This is a genomic window from Variovorax sp. RO1 (assembly GCF_002849325.1).
In the GTDB taxonomy this organism is placed as follows: domain Bacteria; phylum Pseudomonadota; class Gammaproteobacteria; order Burkholderiales; family Burkholderiaceae_C; genus Variovorax.
Window position 1 is genome coordinate 261350 of the sequence record NZ_PKMT01000007.1, and the last position, 14586, is coordinate 275935.

Below are 14586 nucleotides of genomic sequence, written 5' to 3' on the forward strand. Positions count from 1 at the left end.
GACTGCGTCCATGAGCGATACCTCCGGCACCTCCTCCCTCCCTCGCGCCACCACGGCCCTGTCGGTCAACCTCAACAAGGTGGCCCTGGTGCGCAACACGCGTCACCTCGGCATCCCGAGCGTGGTGGGCGCCGCCCAGGCCTGTCTGGCCGCCGGCGCGCAGGGCATCACCGTGCACCCACGGCCTGACGCGCGCCACATCCGCGCGCACGACGTGAGCGACCTGTGGTCGCTGCTGGCGCGCGACTGGCCGGCCATCGAGTTCAACATCGAAGGCAACCCCTTCCACAACCTGATGGACTTCGTGCGCGAGTTCAAGCCGCACCAGGCCACCTTCGTGCCCGACAGCGAAACCCAGTCGACCAGCGACCACGGCTGGAGCTTCCCGGAAGACGCCGAGCGCCTGCGCCCGCTGATCGCCGAAGCCAAGGCACTGGGCGTGCGCGTGAGCCTGTTCATGGACCCGATTCCCGAGATGATGGCCGCCGTCAAGGCCGTCGGCGCCGACCGCGTCGAGCTCTACACCGAAGGCTACGCCGCCTCGCGCGGCACGCCGCAGGAAGCCGCCGTGCTCGCGCGCTATGTGGCCGCGGCGCAGGCCGCCCATGCGGCGGGCCTGGGCGTCAACGCCGGCCACGACCTGAGCCGTGACAACCTCACGCCGTTCCTGCGTGCAGTGCGCGGCGTGCACGAGGTGTCGATCGGCCATGCCTTCGTCGCCGATGCACTCGAACTCGGGTACGCCGCCACCACGCGCGACTACCTGCGCTGCATCGCCGACGCCGCATGATCTACGGCATCGGGACCGACATCTGCGACGTGCGTCGCATCGCGGCCACCTTCGAGCGCCAGGGCGAGCGCTTCGCCCGCAAGGTGCTGAGCGATGCCGAGTTCGCCATCTGGCAGGCCCGCGCCGCACGCTGGCCCAAGCGCGGCCTGAGCTACCTCGCCACGCGTTTTTCCGCCAAGGAAGCCTTCAGCAAGGCCATCGGCCTGGGCATGCGCATGCCGATGACCTGGCGCTCGTGCGAGATCGCCAACCTGCGCAGCGGCAAGCCAGTGATCGTGCTCCACGGCGAGCTGAAAGACTGGTTCGAGGCGCAGGGCCTGACGGCGCACGTGACCGTCACCGACGAAACCGAGTACGCCGCCAGCTTCGTGGTGGTGGAAAAGGCCTGAACGAATCTCCGGCGCCGTCGCGCCTTGCCGACTGATCGATCGACAGACATGACCGAACTGAACCACGCGCCGCTCCTCATCGATGTGGCCGGCACCGAACTCACCGCCGCCGACCGCCGGCGCCTCGCGAACCCGCACGTGGGCGGCGTGATCCACTTCACCCGCAACTGGCAGGACCGCGCGCAGATGACAGCGCTCAATGCCGAGATCAAGGCGATCCGGCCCGACCTGCTGATCTGCGTCGACCATGAAGGCGGGCGCGTGCAGCGCTTTCGCACCGACGGCTTCACGCGGCTGCCTTCGATGCGCAGCCTGGGCGAACTGTGGATGCGCGATGCCCTGCGTGCCACGCAGGTCGCCACCGCCGCCGGGCAGGTGCTGGCCGGCGAGCTGCGCGCCTGCGGCGTCGATTTCAGCTTCGCGCCCGTGCTCGACCTGGACTACGGCGGCAGCAGCGTGATCGGCGACCGCAGCTTTCACCGCGACCCGCGCGTGGTCGCGCTGCTCGCCAAGAGCGTGATGCACGGCATGCTGCACATGGGTATGCGCAACTGCGGCAAGCACTTTCCGGGGCACGGCTTCGTGCAGGCCGATTCGCACGTCGAGATCCCGGTCGACCGGCGCAGCCTGAAGGCCATCCTGGCCGACGACGCGCAGCCCTACGACTGGCTGGCCGGTACGCTCGCGGCCGTGATGCCCGCGCACGTGATCTACCCGAAGGTCGACAAGCGGCCGGCGGGTTTCTCCGAGAAATGGCTGAAGGACATCCTGCGCCAGCGCTTCGCGTTCGACGGTGCCGTGTTCAGCGACGACCTGAGCATGGAAGCAGGGCGCTACATCGACGGCGAGCTGCTGAGCTACACCGACGCCGTGCTGGCGGCCCTCGCAGCAGGTTGCGACCTGGCACTGCTGTGCAACCAGAGCATCGGCGAAGGCCGGCCGCTGGACGAGATGCTCGATGGCTTCACCGCGGCGGCAGCCAGTGGGCGCTGGCAGGGCGATGCGGCCAGCGAAGCGCGGCGCCGGTCGCTGTTGCCGGGCGATGAATCACTCGACTGGCAGGCGCTCACGGCCTCGACACGCTACGTGCAGGCGCAACGCCTGCTGGCCGGCGCTCAGCCCCGGAAGGGCCGCACCGGCAGCTGATTCGCCGCGGGGCCGAGCAACGCGGCCACCTCGGGCGTTTCGAACAGCGACTCCAGCCAGGGCTTGTCGGCCAGGCCGGCCTGAAAGAACACCTGCAGCAGCCGCAGGGCTTCGGTGCGCAGCGCGCGCGTCAGCATTTCAGCGTCGACCCGCGGCGAGCCGGCGGGCGCGGCGCAGGCGTGCGCCACGGTGCGCAGCAGCTGTTCGGCAAAGTCGCGCTGCGGCGGCCACAGGTGGGCGTAGAGCTGGGCGATGAGGTCGATGTCTTCCACGCGGCTGCGCGGCAGCAGGTGACGCAGCACCGCGCGCCGCGCGCGCATGGCGAGCGAGGCGGCCTGCGCGAGGTCGGCTGGCGGTGCGACCGGCGCTGCGCGGTGCAGCACCTCTGGAACGACCGCGAAGCGCGCGCCGGCTACGATGCAGCGGCAGAGCATCTGCAGGTCGTCGTGCACCGCGAACTCGGGGTCGTGGCGCACGCCGGTGCGTTGCAGGAAGCGGCGACGGACGAGGCATGTCGACAGCCGCAGCGGCTCGGAGCCCAAGGCTTCGGCCACGATCTCGTCGTGGCGTTGGGCGTACTTCAGCGGTCCGGCCGACGTCTCGCTCCAGCAGCCGACGATGTCCAGGTCCGGGCAGGCGGCGAGCAGCGCGGCCTGCCGCTGCAGGCGGCCGGGCAGGGTACGGTCGCCGGCAGCGGTGAAGACGACGTGGTCGCCGGTGGCCTGTGCGAGCGCGAGGTTGCGCAGGGTGGGGCGGTCGCAGGCCACGGGCAGTGCGATCCATCGGAGGTCGGGGGCGATGGCGCGTGCCTCGCTTTCAGCCGTTGCGGGCAAGCCTGCTGCCACCACGACCAGCTCCAGCTCCAGCGCCACGTCGGCCTGTGCCGTCCAGTCGCGCAGGTCCTGCAGCCAGTCGTCGCGGGTGCCGTCGGGCGCCAGGCTGACGGTGAGGCAGACCGTCACGCGCGGCATCGCCACGGGCGGCACGCGGTCGGGCTGTTGGGCGCGCCAGGCGAAGTAGCGCTCCAGCGCGGGGCCGATGTCCGGCGGCGCGAAGGTCCGCTGGAGCGTGTCGAGCCCGTCGTGTTCAAGCTGCGCGCGGCGCGGCGCATCGGCGACCAATGCCACCACGGTGTCGACCAGCTGGTCGTAGGGCACGCCCACCACCGCATCGCGGAAGGCGGGATCGACTTCGCTGTCGGGATAGAGCTCGCAGACCACGGCCTTGCGGTGGCGCAACAGGATCGACAGGCGCGGCGTCTCGACCACGCGCGAGTCTTCCCAGTTGTGCAGGTTCAGCATGACCTTGGCGCGGCGCATGCGGTCTTCGCGCTCGGCCTGGGTCCAGAACCCGCCGCGTGTCGTCTCGACGCGCAGGCCGCGTGCCATCAGCGCCTCGAGCACGTCGATCCGGCGCTGCGTGAACGAGCCGAAGAAGCAGACGTCGATGTCGCGCTCCGCCTCGGGCAGCACTTCCGACAACGGCAGGATGCGCGCCGCGTCAGGTTCCCAGCCGAGCGGCACGCAGTCGGCGTTCTGGTAGCCGAGCTCGCGGTGGCGATGGAAGTTGGTCTTGCTGTACTCCCACAGGTAGGCGCGCGGGAGCAGGTCGAGGTAGTTGGCGTTCCAGGCATGCGAGCCTTCGACCATCGGCTCGAAGTTGACGACGATGCAGTTCGGGTGAAACGGCGCGATGTTCTTCCACGGAATGTCCCAGAAGAAGAACAGGATGTTGATTGCGCCCGGATCGATGTTGTTCCGGGTGTACGTCGTCGGGTAGCCCAGCCGCTCGGCCGCCAGCCGGTAGGTCTGCACGATGTCGCCGCAGACCGCGTCCTCGGACAGTGAGGTGAAGTGCAGCCGTGGCAGGGTCATGAGCGACGACTGTAGCGGGTCAAGTCAATCCGAGCCCGGCGCGCCCACCGCAGAAGGCCACAGCGGCGCGCCGCCCGCCTCCAGGTGCGTCAGATACAGCCGCAGCTCGAACTCGAAGCGGTGGTACTCGGGCTCCATGTGCGTGCACAGCGCGTAAAAGGGCTTGTCGTGGTTCTTCTCGCGGCTGTGGGCCAGCTCGTGCACGACGATCATGCGCAGCCATTCGAGCGGCACGGTCTTGAACAGGCTGGCCACGCGGATCTCGCGCTTGGTCTTGAGCTTGCTGCCCTGCACGCGCGCGATGGTGGTGTGGGTGCCCAGCGCGTGGCGCACCACGTGCAGCTTGTTGTCGAACACCGCCTTGGCCAGCGGCTCGGCCTTGCGCATGTATTCGCCCTTGAGCTCGCAGGCGTAGTCGTACAGCGCGCGGTCGGTGCGGATGTCGTGCAGGCCGGCATAGCGTCCGCGCAGCAGCGCGCCGAGTTTGTCGGCGGCCATCAGCTCGCTCACTTGCGCCAGCAGCGCGGGCGGATACGCGGACAGGTATTTCATCGTTGGCTTACCCCGCCGTGCGCGCCGAATAGGCGAGCCCGGCCGCCACGCCGCCGAGCAGGTCGCCCTCGATCAGCGGCACGCCGGCAAAGCTCGCGCGCAGCGCCCGCTGGAACGGGCGCAGGGCCGACGAACCACCAGTGAGGTAGATGGCGTCCAGGTCGCCGCTGCGCAGGCCGGCGCGCTTCACGCAGGCGTGGGCGCAGGCCACCACGTTCTCGAGCGGCGCCGCGAGCTGCTGCGCCATGTCGGCCGGTGTCAGCGCGGAAACGAGCCCCGGCTCGATGCACGACAGGTCGATCTGCACCTCGGCGTCGCTGACCGAGCCATTGATCTTGGCCTGTTCGACCTCGCTGGCGATGCGGTGGCCGTGGCGCTCTTCGAGCACCGTCATCAGGCGGTCGTGCAGCTGCCGGTCGCTGTAGCTGGTGCGCAGCTCGCGCGCCTGGCGCACGGCCTTCGGGGCGTAGAGCCAGTTGATCAGGTGCCAGGACGACAGCTCGAAGAACACCTTGCTGGGCACCTCGCGCCCGCTCGGGCCGAGGTGGCGCAGCCCGAGCATCGGCATCACGCGTTCCAGGTTCAGGCGCTGGTCGAAGTCGGTGCCGCCGATGTGCACGCCGCTGGTGGCCAGCACGTCGTCGGCGCGGTCGGCGCGCGCCATGCGCTCGGGGCCCAGGCGCACCACGGTGAAGTCGGAGGTGCCGCCGCCGATGTCGACGATCAGGATCAGCGACTCCCGCGTGACGCGCTGCTCGTAGTCGAAGGCCGCGGCAATGGGTTCGTACTGGAAGGACACGTCGCGCAGGCCGGCGGCGCGGGCGGCGTGGCGCATGCTTTCTTCGGCACGCTGGTCGCGCTTGGCGTCGTCGTCGACGAAGTGCACCGGGCGGCCGATGACCACGCGCTCGGGGCGCGTGCCCAGCTCGCGTTCGGCGCGCGACACCAGCTCGTGCAGGAAGCGCGCAATGATGTCCTCGAAGCTGACCAGCCCGTCATAGACGGCGGTCTTTTCCTGCATCAGCGGGCTGCCGAGCAGGCTCTTGAGCGAGCGCATGAGCCGGCCTTCGATGCCGGACAGGTACAGCGCGATGGCGTCGCGGCCGAAGTGCGTGCTGCGGTCCTCGGCGTTGAAGAAGAGGGCGGTCGGCAGGGTGGTGGCGCTGCCTTCGATGGGCAGCAGGCGCGCGGCCTCGCCGGGGGAGGCGTAGGAGACCGCGGAATTCGACGTGCCGAAATCGATGCCGATGGCCGGGGTGCGTAGGGGATTCATTCAAGCAGGAAATCGGAGGGCCCAAGAGTGTAGAGGGTCGGCCGGAGTGCGCGATAGACTGCGGCCCAATGACCACCCCACCCGGAAGCCGTCGATGCCGTTGTGCCTGACTTTCTTCGACCGCTTCGACGAGCCGGTCTTGCGCAACCACGGGCACTACTGCCGCCAGTTCGGCTATCCCCATGCCTGGGTGGAGAGCGACCGCCTCGCGCACCCCGCGCTGCGCGACTGCGCGAAGTACGCCGAGATGCTGCGCCGCCTGCGCGGGCTCGACGAGGGCGACTGGCTGCTTTTTCTCGACGGCGATTCGGTGGTGTTTCACGCTGTGGCTGTCGAGGTGCTGATGGAGGGCCGCGACCTGCTCGCGGTGGATGGCCCCAAAGGCCTCGCGCTCGGCAACCTGATGATCCTGCGCAACACGGCGGCCAACCGCGCGCTGCTGCACGCGTTCATCCAGGCGGCGAGCCGGGTCGTTGCGCTCGTCACGCCCCACCTCGACGAGGCGGAACTGCTGCGACCGGCGGGCATGTTGCCGTGCTACGGACAGGTCGGCGATTGCTATGTGAACATCTCGTGGCGGGTCGCGACCTGGTTCAACGCGCGCATCTTCGTGGTTCACCTGGCGGGTCTGCGCGCGCTGGACGCCGAAGGCCGCGTGACGCAGGAGCTGCTGCACGATGCCAACCTGCAGCGCTTGCTGGTGCGCCGCGTGAACGCGGCCCTGATCGACGGCGAGCCCGTGCTGCCGTCGCCGGCCTACCCGGCGATCTCGGAGGACGCGTATTCGTGCCTCAATGAGCAGGCGCCCATCGCCTTCGTCACGCTCTACACGCACCACATCAACGTCTATGCGCGCGTGTCGGAGCACAACGTGCGGCGCTACTGCGAGCGGCACGGCCACGGCTACCACGTCTACCGCGCCATCCCGGACGAGCTCGACCCGTCGATCAGCGGCGCCTGGGTGAAGAGCTGGCTCGTGAAGCGGCACCTCGCGCAGCACCAGTGGGTGGTGTGGGTCGACGCCGACACCCTGTTCGTCAACCAGGCGAAACGCATCGAGCCGCTGCTCGAAGGCCGCGACCTGCTCTTCGCCAAGGACATCGGCGCGTGGGACGTGAATTCGGGCGTGATGGCGTTCCGCAACACCGAGCGCAACCTCGAGTTGCTCACGATGCTGTGGGAGCGCATCACGCGCGTCGACGACAAGTCGACCGTGTACGCGAGCCAGGGCGACCAGTACTACACGAACGAGGTGCTGTCCGAACAGGGGCTCATCGGCGATGCGACCGTGACCGATCTCCTGAGCATCAACACGCCGCCGCACCTGGCGGGCGACGACAGCCTGCTGGTGCACTTCGTGGGGCTCGGGGAGCCTTACCGGTCGGTGTACATGGCGGACGTCGACGCGCGGGCCAAGCGGTTGGCCGGCTGATCGACGCGGCATCCCCTGCGCTGTGGCGCGAGCGGAATGCGCCGGCGCATCACCCGCCGTAGGCGTAGGTCGGCGGGTAAGCGTTGGAGGCCATCTCCTGCTCGGCCGCGTCGCGGAACTCGCCGTGGTGCGGACTCAGCACGTAGAGGTTCTGTTCGGCGCACAGCCGGGCCAGGTCGGCCGCGGACTGCACCTGCAGCGTCAGGCCTTCGAGCGACAGGGTGGCTGGAAATGCATCCGCCTGGTGGCGTTCGTAGATGTCGCGGCCGGGGCCGGGAAAGCTGAACCGGTGGTCGATCACGCGAAAGCCCGTTTGATAGAACATCTTGCGCGCGTCGAAATCGGTGAAGAAGCGCAGGTGCGTGAAGTCGAGCAGGCCCCAGTGGGTGTAGCGCCAGTGCCCGCGCAGGGCGTCGTACAGCATGGGCAGGTTGGACGCGTTCGGCAGGCTCACCAGCACGTGCGCATCGGGCGCAACGATGCGCTTCAGGCCGCTGAGCAGTTGCCACGGATTGACGAGGTGCTCGAGCACGTCGAACAGGCACACGAGGTCGAAGGGGCGGGTGAGCCCCAGCGCGGCGAAGTCGACGGTTTCCACGTCCTGCTCGACGACCTGGTCGAAGTGTTCGCGCGCCACCTGCGCCGCCGTGGCGTTGAACTCGCACCCCCAGAGCTGGCAGTCGGGGAAGCGCTGGCGCAGCGCGTGGCCGACGCCGCCGGAACCGCAACCGATGTCGAGGGCGACCGTGGGAGGACGCTGGATCATGGCCAGGCACTCGGGCCTGGGGTTGAACGGGTAGACGTACTCTTTCTTGTCGCGGTCTTGCCAGAGAAAGTCGGTCACAGCATTCCCGTCGGGTAGGTCAGAGTTCGCGGCGCAGCGCCGGGAACAGGATCACGTCGCGGATGCTCGGCGAATCGGTCAGCAGCATCATGAGGCGGTCGATGCCGATGCCGCAGCCGCCGGTGGGCGGCATGCCGTACTCGAGCGCGCGCACGAAGTCGTGGTCGTAGAACATGGCTTCGTCGTCGCCGCTGTCCTTGGCGGCCACCTGCGCGTTGAAGCGCGCGGCCTGGTCTTCGGCGTCGTTCAGCTCGCTGAAGCCGTTGCCGAATTCGCGGCCTGTGATGTACAGCTCGAAGCGCTCGGTGACCTCGGGGCGATCGTCGTTGGCGCGCGCCAGCGGCGAAATCTCGGTCGGATGCTCCATGATGAAAGTCGGCTGCCAGAGCTTCTCTTCCACGGTTTCCTCGAAGTACATCACCTGCAGGCTCGCGAGGCTGCGCTGCGAGAGCTTGTCTTTTTCTTCGCTTAGGCCGAGCTTGCGCAGGGCATTGATGAGCCAGGTGGTGTCGTCCACGCCCTGAGCCACGCCCTCGGCATCGGTGTGCTTGAGGATCGCTTCGCGGATCGTCAGGCGCTCGAAGGGCTGGGTCAGGTCGACCGGCTTGCCGCCGTAGGTGAGCTGCTGCGTGCCCACGGCCTTGTCGGCGATGGTGCGAATCAGCGTCTCGGTGAAGTCCATCAGGTCGCGGTAGTTCCAGTAGGCCGCGTAGAACTCCATCATCGTGAACTCAGGGTTGTGCCGTACCGAGATGCCCTCGTTGCGGTAGCTCCGGTTGATCTCGAACACGCGCTCGAAGCCGCCGACGATCAGGCGCTTGAGGTACAGCTCGGGCGCAATGCGCAGGAACATTTCCTGGTCGAGCGCGTTGTGGTGCGTCTTGAAGGGCTTGGCGTTCGCGCCGCCCGGAATCGGGTGCAGCATGGGCGTCTCGACTTCGAGGAAGTCGTGCGACACCATGAACTCGCGCAGCGCGCTCACGGCCTTGCTGCGTGCGGTGAAGCGCACGCGGGCCGACTCGTCGGTGATCAGGTCGACGTAGCGCTGGCGGTACTTCTGCTCCTGGTCGGCCATGCCGTGGAACTTGTCGGGCAGCGGACGCAGGCTCTTGGTGAGCAGGCGCAGCTTGGTCACCTTGACCGACAGCTCGCCGGTCTTGGTCTTCATGAGCGTGCCTTCGGCGCCGAGGATGTCGCCGAGGTCCCAGCGCTTGAAGTCGGCGTACGCCTCTTCGCCGATGGCGTCGCGCGTCACGTACAGCTGGATGCGGCCGGTGGCGTCCTGCACGGTCGCGAAGCTGGCCTTGCCCATCACGCGCTTGAGCATCATGCGGCCGGCCACGCTCACGGAAACGGCCTGCGCTTCGAGCGCCTCGGCTTCGGTGCCGTCGTGCTGCGCGACCAGCGCCGCAGCGCGGTGGCCGGGTTTGAAGTCGTTCGGGAACGCGACCCCCTTGCCTTCGGTCTGCGCCGTGCGCAGCAGCTTGAGCTTTTCGCGGCGTTCGACGATGAGCTGGTTGTCGTCGACGGCGGGCGTGGAAACGGGGGGGGTCTGTGAGTCGGACATGGGAGGCGGGTGAGGCGCAACCGGGAGCGTGCGCGGGGGTTGGCATTTTAGCCGATAGGCCTTGCGCAAAAGCCGCAGCGAGCGCCCGTCGGTTCTGCGCAACGCGCTACTAAAAAAGGAGCGCCGTAGTCAACGGTGCTCCCTGCGCGGGTCAGATTTTTCCGATCAGTTGATCGCGCGCGGGGGCGAGGAAGTACGCGACTTCCGGGGTGTCCATGCGCTGCGCCAGCCAGGCGGCGTCGATCAGCCCGGCCATGCGGTAGCGAAGGATCAACCGCACGGCCTCGCGCCGGAGCACGCGTGCCAGCGTGGCGCGCTCCAGGTCCGGGGAGAGCGCGGGCCCTGCGGCCACCTGCGCCATCAGCGCCAGCGCGGATGCGGCAAACGCGGCATCGGGCGGCCAGTAGGCGGCGCGCATCTGCGCCAGCTGTTCGTGTTCGTGGGCAGCGAGCGACGGAAAGTACCCGCGCAGCAAGGCGTGCTGCGAGCGAACAGCGGCATCGCTGGCTGCGAGCGCCTCGTCGTCGCTCGGCATCGATACGACGCGTCGGCACAGCGGTGCTGCGATGGCAGCCAGGCGGGCGCCCGCCGTGGCGCAGCGGTGCAGGAAGTACTGCGCTTCGAGGTCGCCGTCGAAGGCCTCGTCGTGGCGCAGGTGGTGCCGCACGAGGAATTCGCGCCGGTACATGCAGGTGCGTGCGCGCAGCACGCGGTCGGTACCGAGAAACTCGGCGCGGATTTCGTGGTCGAGTTCGGGCGCGCGGTGCAGCTGCATCGCCTCGCCTGTGCCTTCCTCGAGCCAGCTGCCGACGATGTCGATCTCCGAGTGCGCGGCCAGGAAGGCGGCTTGGCGGTGAAGCCGGTCGGGACTGGCGGTGTCGCCTTCGTCCCAGAACACGAGGTAGTCGGCATCGGCCTGGCGGATGGCGGCGTCGCGGGCACTGGCCCGGCTGAACTTGCCGGGCAGCAGGATGAGGGTGTCGTCGGGGTGAGCCGCCATCTCGCCGACGCGCGCAGCGGAGGTGACACGGATGACCGCCAGCTCGCATTGTTCTTGTGCCACGAGGCTGGGCAGGGGTTGGGTCGCTGTGTGCGCCGCCGCAATCACGACCGCCACCCGGAATCGCTGCGCTTGCGCCGCCTCGCTCCAGGTGCCGGGCTGCTGCGCTTGCCATTGAAAGTAGCGGTCCAGCGCCGGGCCGAGCCAGTGTGTCTGCGCCCGGGCGGTCAGGCGTTCGTACCCGACGCGCTCGAGTTCGGCCCGCCGTGCCGGGTTGGCCAGCAGGCGAAGCGTGGCATCGACCAGGCCTTCCCACGGGGCGCCTTCCACCGCGTCGCGCAAGCTGGGGTCGAGGTCGCTGTCCGGATAGAGCTCGCAGACCACCGCCTTGCGGTTGCGCAGCAGGACCGTCAGCCGGGGAATTTCGACGATGCGCGAGTTGTCCAGCTGGTGCATGTTGATCACGACCTTGGCCCGCCGCAGGTGGGCATCGCGCTCGGCATTGCGCCACGGCCGCGGCATGGGCAGGACCGCACGAACGCCCCGCGCGATCAGCGCTTCCAGCACCTGCACGCGGCGTGGCGTGGTGGCGCCGAAGAAGACGACGTCGATGTCCTGCTGCGCATCGGGCAGCACGGTTTCCGCGGCCGGCTCGGCACCGGCGCCGCGCTGGTAGGCGAGCGGCACGTGGTCGGACGCCGTGAAGCCCAGCTCGACGTTCTTCTGGAAGTTGGCGAGGCTGTACTCCCACAGATAGCAGTTGCGCAGCGTCGCCTGGTAGGCCTCGGAGAAGCAGAAATTGCCCGGCGTCAGGTGCTCGAAGTTGACGATGATGCAGTGCGGATGGAGCTTGTCGAACCACTGCCAGTTGGTGCGCCAGGCAAAGAACACGATGTTCACGACCTCGGGATCGAGCTGGTGCGGCGTGAAGCTCGTTTCGTAGCCGAGCGCTTCCGCCGCCAGCCGGTACGACTCGACGATGTCGTCGAACTGATCGACGTCCGGGATGCCGTGCAGGTGCGTGAAGTGCAGCCGCTGCTTGGGGCGCGCGGGCCGGAAGGGCACTGGGGCTTTTGTGTCGTCCGTGCCGTGGGCGCCGCGTTCGATCTGCTGGGCGTCATGGCGCATGACCAGCGCGCGAAAGCGATCCGGGTACCCCATGTAGTGCAGCATGAAGCTGTCGGCGTCATGCAGCGCGGGGTGCGAGTTGAAAGACACGCCATCCGACAGCGGCATCGCCGCCTCGCCGCCGGCTTCCCGCCAGGCGGCCACGAAGAACGACTGGTCGCCGCCGGACAGATAGATGCCGCTCTTGTCGGCCACGTCGTCGATCAACGCCTGCACACGCTCCAGGTACGCGATGCAGGCCGGCGTGTTCGAGAACACCATGAAGCCGCTGTTGAACGCGCAGTCCGATACGTCGCGCGCCAGCGCCACCGGCCGGCCGCGCAGCAGGGAAGCGATGGGCCGCGTGTGGTCGTGGATCAGGATGTCGGCATCGACCCACGCCACCTGTTCGTGCTCGGCCAGGTGCTTGAGCAGCAACCGGGGCTTGATCCAGTTGCCGGCCACCCGGCCCCGCAGATCGGCGGGCAGGTCGCGGTAGACGTGGTGGGTGTAGCCGTGGTGGTCGGCGTACGCGGCGATGTTGCGCTCGCCGAGGTGGGCGTACGCGGCGATGTTGGGCGTGTAGCTGGTCAGCAAGGCGACAGGGCGGCCGGCGTTGCGCACCTCGTAGTCAGGCTGACCCGTGGGCGCGGTCGGGAGGTCGTCGTAGAGCTGGCCGTCGCGTGCCAGCACCGTGTTGAGGTAGGCAACGAAGATGCCCCGCACCCGCCAGTCCTGGACATCGACGTGGACCGCAGGGTTGAACGACAGCACGAAAGCCGAAACTTCTGGCAGGTAGTGGCCGAAGCGGGCAAACAGCAGGTTGGGGTAGTGCCGACCGTCGATGAGCTGGTGGTGCGGATGGGCGGTGAGTCCTTCGAGTTCGCGGTGTGCCCAGCGGTCGGTGCCTGCGTCGGGCGCGACGCGCAGGCGGTCGAGCACGGACGCCACCAATGCCGTGGCCTCGGGGCCGGCGCGCAGCATGAAGCAGCTGCCCTCGGGGCGGTGGTGGTGCTCGTTCTCGGCGATCCAGTGCGCTGCGTCGCCGATGACGGCCGGCGCCGGCAGCAGGGCGAGAAAAGCCGCGTCGTCGTCCGCGAAGACCAGCAGCGTGCCGTCCGGTGCATCGGCCAGCGCGGCGCTCACCACGCTGTACTTGTAGAGCAGCAGCGTGCGCGCGCTGTTGTGCGGCGTGCCGATGGCGTGCAGGCGGTGCGTGTAGCCCCAGCGGGCGCAGTAGGCGCGGTGGTTGTCTGCGAAGGCGTCTGCGCCTGCGCGCAGCATGATCGAGTGGAAGCGGACCGGCGCCGGGCTCATCTCGCCGACCGATTCATTCGGTGATGCCGGTGCGCGTCAGCAGGTCGTTCACGAGCTCCAGGCGCATCAGCGGGCTGTCGAGTTCCATGAGGCGCTGCTTCAGCGTGAGCTGCATCGGCACCAGCTCGCACCAGCGGTTCGCCACCCAGCCGCAGTCGTCGAGGCGGTAGGGTGCGCCGATCGGCAGGCGTACCGTGTCGCCTTGCGCGCGGCGGCGCTCTTCGAGGGTGTCGAGCAGGCGGCGCAGCGCGGTGGCGGTGTGCTGCAGGTCGTCGGGAATCTCGAGCGCGACGTCGTCGGCGATGGCGTCGACCTCGGCGATCCACAGGCCGTGCTTCTGCAGCTCGCTGCTGCGCACGCGAAAGCGCTGCGTGCCGACGCATTCGATCTGCAGCAGGCCGCTTTGCGGCGCGTCGAACGCGCGGATATCGGCGAGCGTGCCGACGGCGGCAAAGCTTTCGGCCTCGGCGCCGGCCTTGCGCACTTCGGCGCCGCTCGTCAGGCTGACCACGCCGAACGGGGTGCCGGCCTTGCGGCACTTGCCGATCATGTCGAGGTAGCGGACCTCGAAGACGCGCAAAGGAAGCAGCCCGTCGGGGAAGAGAACCGTGCCGAGCGGGAACAATGGCAGTGAGTGCAGAAGGGGTGGTGTCGTCATCTAAGAACCTTGCGTGGCTATCATCGCATTCCGCTCACGGCTGCGACCCATGCTCTATCAGATTCCTTCGTTCCTTCTCGACGTGATCGTCGGCCTGCTCGGCGGCGCCTGCCTGCTGCGCCTGTACATGCAATACCACCGCGTGCCCTTCGGCAATCCGCTGGGGCGTTTCGTGTTTGCCATCACCGACTGGATCGTGCTGCCGCTGCGGCGCATCGTGCCCGCGGTGAAGCGCTGGGACCTCGCGAGCCTGATCGCGGCCTGGCTGCTGGTGATGCTCAAGTTCCTGGTGCTGTGGCTGCTGGCCGGCAGCCTGGCGCGGATCACGGCGCTGCCGTTGGTGTCGCTGGTCGGCCTGCTGCAGCTCGCGGTGTCGGGCCTCACAGCGCTGCTGGTGGTGTACGCGGTGCTGTCGTGGATTCCGGGCGCCTCGCCGATGCTGCTCGACCTGATCTCGCGCCTGGCCGAGCCGCTGGTGCGACCCTTCCGCCGCTTCATTCCGCTGATCGGCGGGGTCGACCTGTCGCCGCTGGCCGCCATCGTGGTGCTGCAGGTGGTGGCGATCGTGCTGGGCAACCTGCTGGTCTTCGCATTCAGGCTCGGCGCCTGACCTGAGGACTCACCGGACAGCAAAACG

The 14586-nt window shown here is 68.6% G+C and carries 12 protein-coding genes; 5 read left to right on the forward strand and 7 right to left on the reverse strand.

Features of this window, described 5'->3' with window-relative positions; all coding sequences use genetic code 11:
* The first annotated feature begins 10 nt into the window (after positions 1-10).
* Genes CY658_RS28080 through nagZ form a run of 3 tightly spaced genes read left to right on the forward strand, consistent with a single transcriptional unit; the run spans position 11 to position 2325 of the window.
* Positions 11-790 carry a pyridoxine 5'-phosphate synthase gene (locus tag CY658_RS28080; RefSeq protein ID WP_101493303.1) on the forward strand — a complete coding sequence of 260 codons (780 nt, stop codon included), beginning with the start codon at positions 11-13 and terminating at the stop codon, positions 788-790.
* Positions 787-1179 carry a holo-ACP synthase gene (gene acpS / locus CY658_RS28085; protein ID WP_101493304.1) on the forward strand — a complete coding sequence of 131 codons (393 nt, stop codon included), beginning with the start codon at positions 787-789 and terminating at the stop codon, positions 1177-1179. Before CY658_RS28080 ends, acpS begins: the two co-directional genes overlap by 4 nt.
* A 48-nt stretch (positions 1180-1227) precedes the next feature.
* Positions 1228-2325: a beta-N-acetylhexosaminidase gene (gene nagZ, locus CY658_RS28090; RefSeq protein ID WP_101493305.1), complete on the forward strand. Its 1098-nt coding sequence runs from the start codon at positions 1228-1230 to the stop codon at positions 2323-2325.
* Here the strand turns inward: nagZ and CY658_RS28095 are convergent.
* From CY658_RS28095 to CY658_RS28105, 3 genes are read right to left on the reverse strand one after another with little or no spacing between them, the layout of a single operon-like run.
* Entirely contained in the window at positions 2295-4199 is a 1905-nt protein-coding gene (locus tag CY658_RS28095; protein ID WP_101493306.1) for a glycosyltransferase, read from the reverse strand. The genes nagZ and CY658_RS28095 overlap by 31 nt on opposite strands.
* Positions 4200-4223: 24 nt before the next feature.
* Positions 4224-4751 (reverse strand): YgjP-like metallopeptidase domain-containing protein, encoded by a 528-nt coding sequence (locus CY658_RS28100; protein ID WP_101493307.1) that lies wholly within the window; start codon positions 4749-4751, stop codon positions 4224-4226.
* Between the two features lie 7 nt (positions 4752-4758).
* Entirely contained in the window at positions 4759-6024 is a 1266-nt protein-coding gene (locus tag CY658_RS28105; protein WP_101493308.1) for an Hsp70 family protein, read from the reverse strand.
* Between the two features lie 94 nt (positions 6025-6118).
* Between CY658_RS28105 and CY658_RS28110 the strand changes: the two genes are divergently transcribed.
* Positions 6119-7456, forward strand: coding sequence for a galactosyl transferase GMA12/MNN10 family protein (locus tag CY658_RS28110; protein ID WP_101493309.1), 1338 nt, complete (start codon positions 6119-6121; stop codon positions 7454-7456).
* Between the two features lie 49 nt (positions 7457-7505).
* Here the strand turns inward: CY658_RS28110 and CY658_RS28115 are convergent, their stop codons facing one another.
* The 4 genes from CY658_RS28115 to CY658_RS28130 all read right to left on the reverse strand — a co-directional run bounded on the left by CY658_RS28115 (position 7506) and on the right by CY658_RS28130 (position 13949).
* Positions 7506-8300: a class I SAM-dependent methyltransferase gene (locus tag CY658_RS28115; RefSeq protein WP_101493310.1), complete on the reverse strand. Its 795-nt coding sequence runs from the start codon at positions 8298-8300 to the stop codon at positions 7506-7508.
* A 19-nt stretch (positions 8301-8319) separates the two neighbouring features.
* Complete coding sequence (lysS, locus tag CY658_RS28120; RefSeq protein ID WP_101493311.1) at positions 8320-9867, reverse strand: lysine--tRNA ligase; 1548 nt, start codon at positions 9865-9867, stop codon at positions 8320-8322.
* A 151-nt stretch (positions 9868-10018) separates the two neighbouring features.
* Positions 10019-13291, reverse strand: coding sequence for a glycosyltransferase family 2 protein (locus tag CY658_RS28125; RefSeq protein ID WP_101493312.1), 3273 nt, complete (start codon positions 13289-13291; stop codon positions 10019-10021).
* Positions 13292-13304: 13 nt separating this feature from the next.
* Complete coding sequence (locus tag CY658_RS28130; protein ID WP_101493313.1) at positions 13305-13949, reverse strand: LON peptidase substrate-binding domain-containing protein; 645 nt, start codon at positions 13947-13949, stop codon at positions 13305-13307.
* Between the two features lie 49 nt (positions 13950-13998).
* Between CY658_RS28130 and CY658_RS28135 the strand changes: the two genes are divergently transcribed.
* The gene (locus CY658_RS28135) at positions 13999-14559 is read left to right on the forward strand and encodes a YggT family protein (protein ID WP_056572059.1); all 561 of its coding nucleotides are present in this window, start codon (positions 13999-14001) and stop codon (positions 14557-14559) included.
* Positions 14560-14586 lie beyond the last annotated feature (27 nt).

Bases quoted from the DNA above. Each gene is read 5' to 3' on its own strand.
- CY658_RS28080 (WP_101493303.1), top strand. From the start codon at position 11: ATGAGCGATACCTCCGGCACCTCCTCCCTCCCTCGCGCCACCACGGCC.
- acpS (WP_101493304.1), top strand. From the start codon at position 787: ATGATCTACGGCATCGGGACCGACATCTGCGACGTGCGTCGCATCGCG.
- nagZ (WP_101493305.1), top strand. From the start codon at position 1,228: ATGACCGAACTGAACCACGCGCCGCTCCTCATCGATGTGGCCGGCACC.
- CY658_RS28095 (WP_101493306.1), bottom strand. From the start codon at position 4,199: ATGACCCTGCCACGGCTGCACTTCACCTCACTGTCCGAGGACGCGGTC.
- CY658_RS28100 (WP_101493307.1), bottom strand. From the start codon at position 4,751: ATGAAATACCTGTCCGCGTATCCGCCCGCGCTGCTGGCGCAAGTGAGC.
- CY658_RS28105 (WP_101493308.1), bottom strand. From the start codon at position 6,024: ATGAATCCCCTACGCACCCCGGCCATCGGCATCGATTTCGGCACGTCG.
- CY658_RS28110 (WP_101493309.1), top strand. From the start codon at position 6,119: ATGCCGTTGTGCCTGACTTTCTTCGACCGCTTCGACGAGCCGGTCTTG.
- lysS (WP_101493311.1), bottom strand. From the start codon at position 9,867: ATGTCCGACTCACAGACCCCCCCCGTTTCCACGCCCGCCGTCGACGAC.
- CY658_RS28125 (WP_101493312.1), bottom strand. From the start codon at position 13,291: ATGAGCCCGGCGCCGGTCCGCTTCCACTCGATCATGCTGCGCGCAGGC.
- CY658_RS28130 (WP_101493313.1), bottom strand. From the start codon at position 13,949: ATGACGACACCACCCCTTCTGCACTCACTGCCATTGTTCCCGCTCGGC.
- CY658_RS28135 (WP_056572059.1), top strand. From the start codon at position 13,999: ATGCTCTATCAGATTCCTTCGTTCCTTCTCGACGTGATCGTCGGCCTG.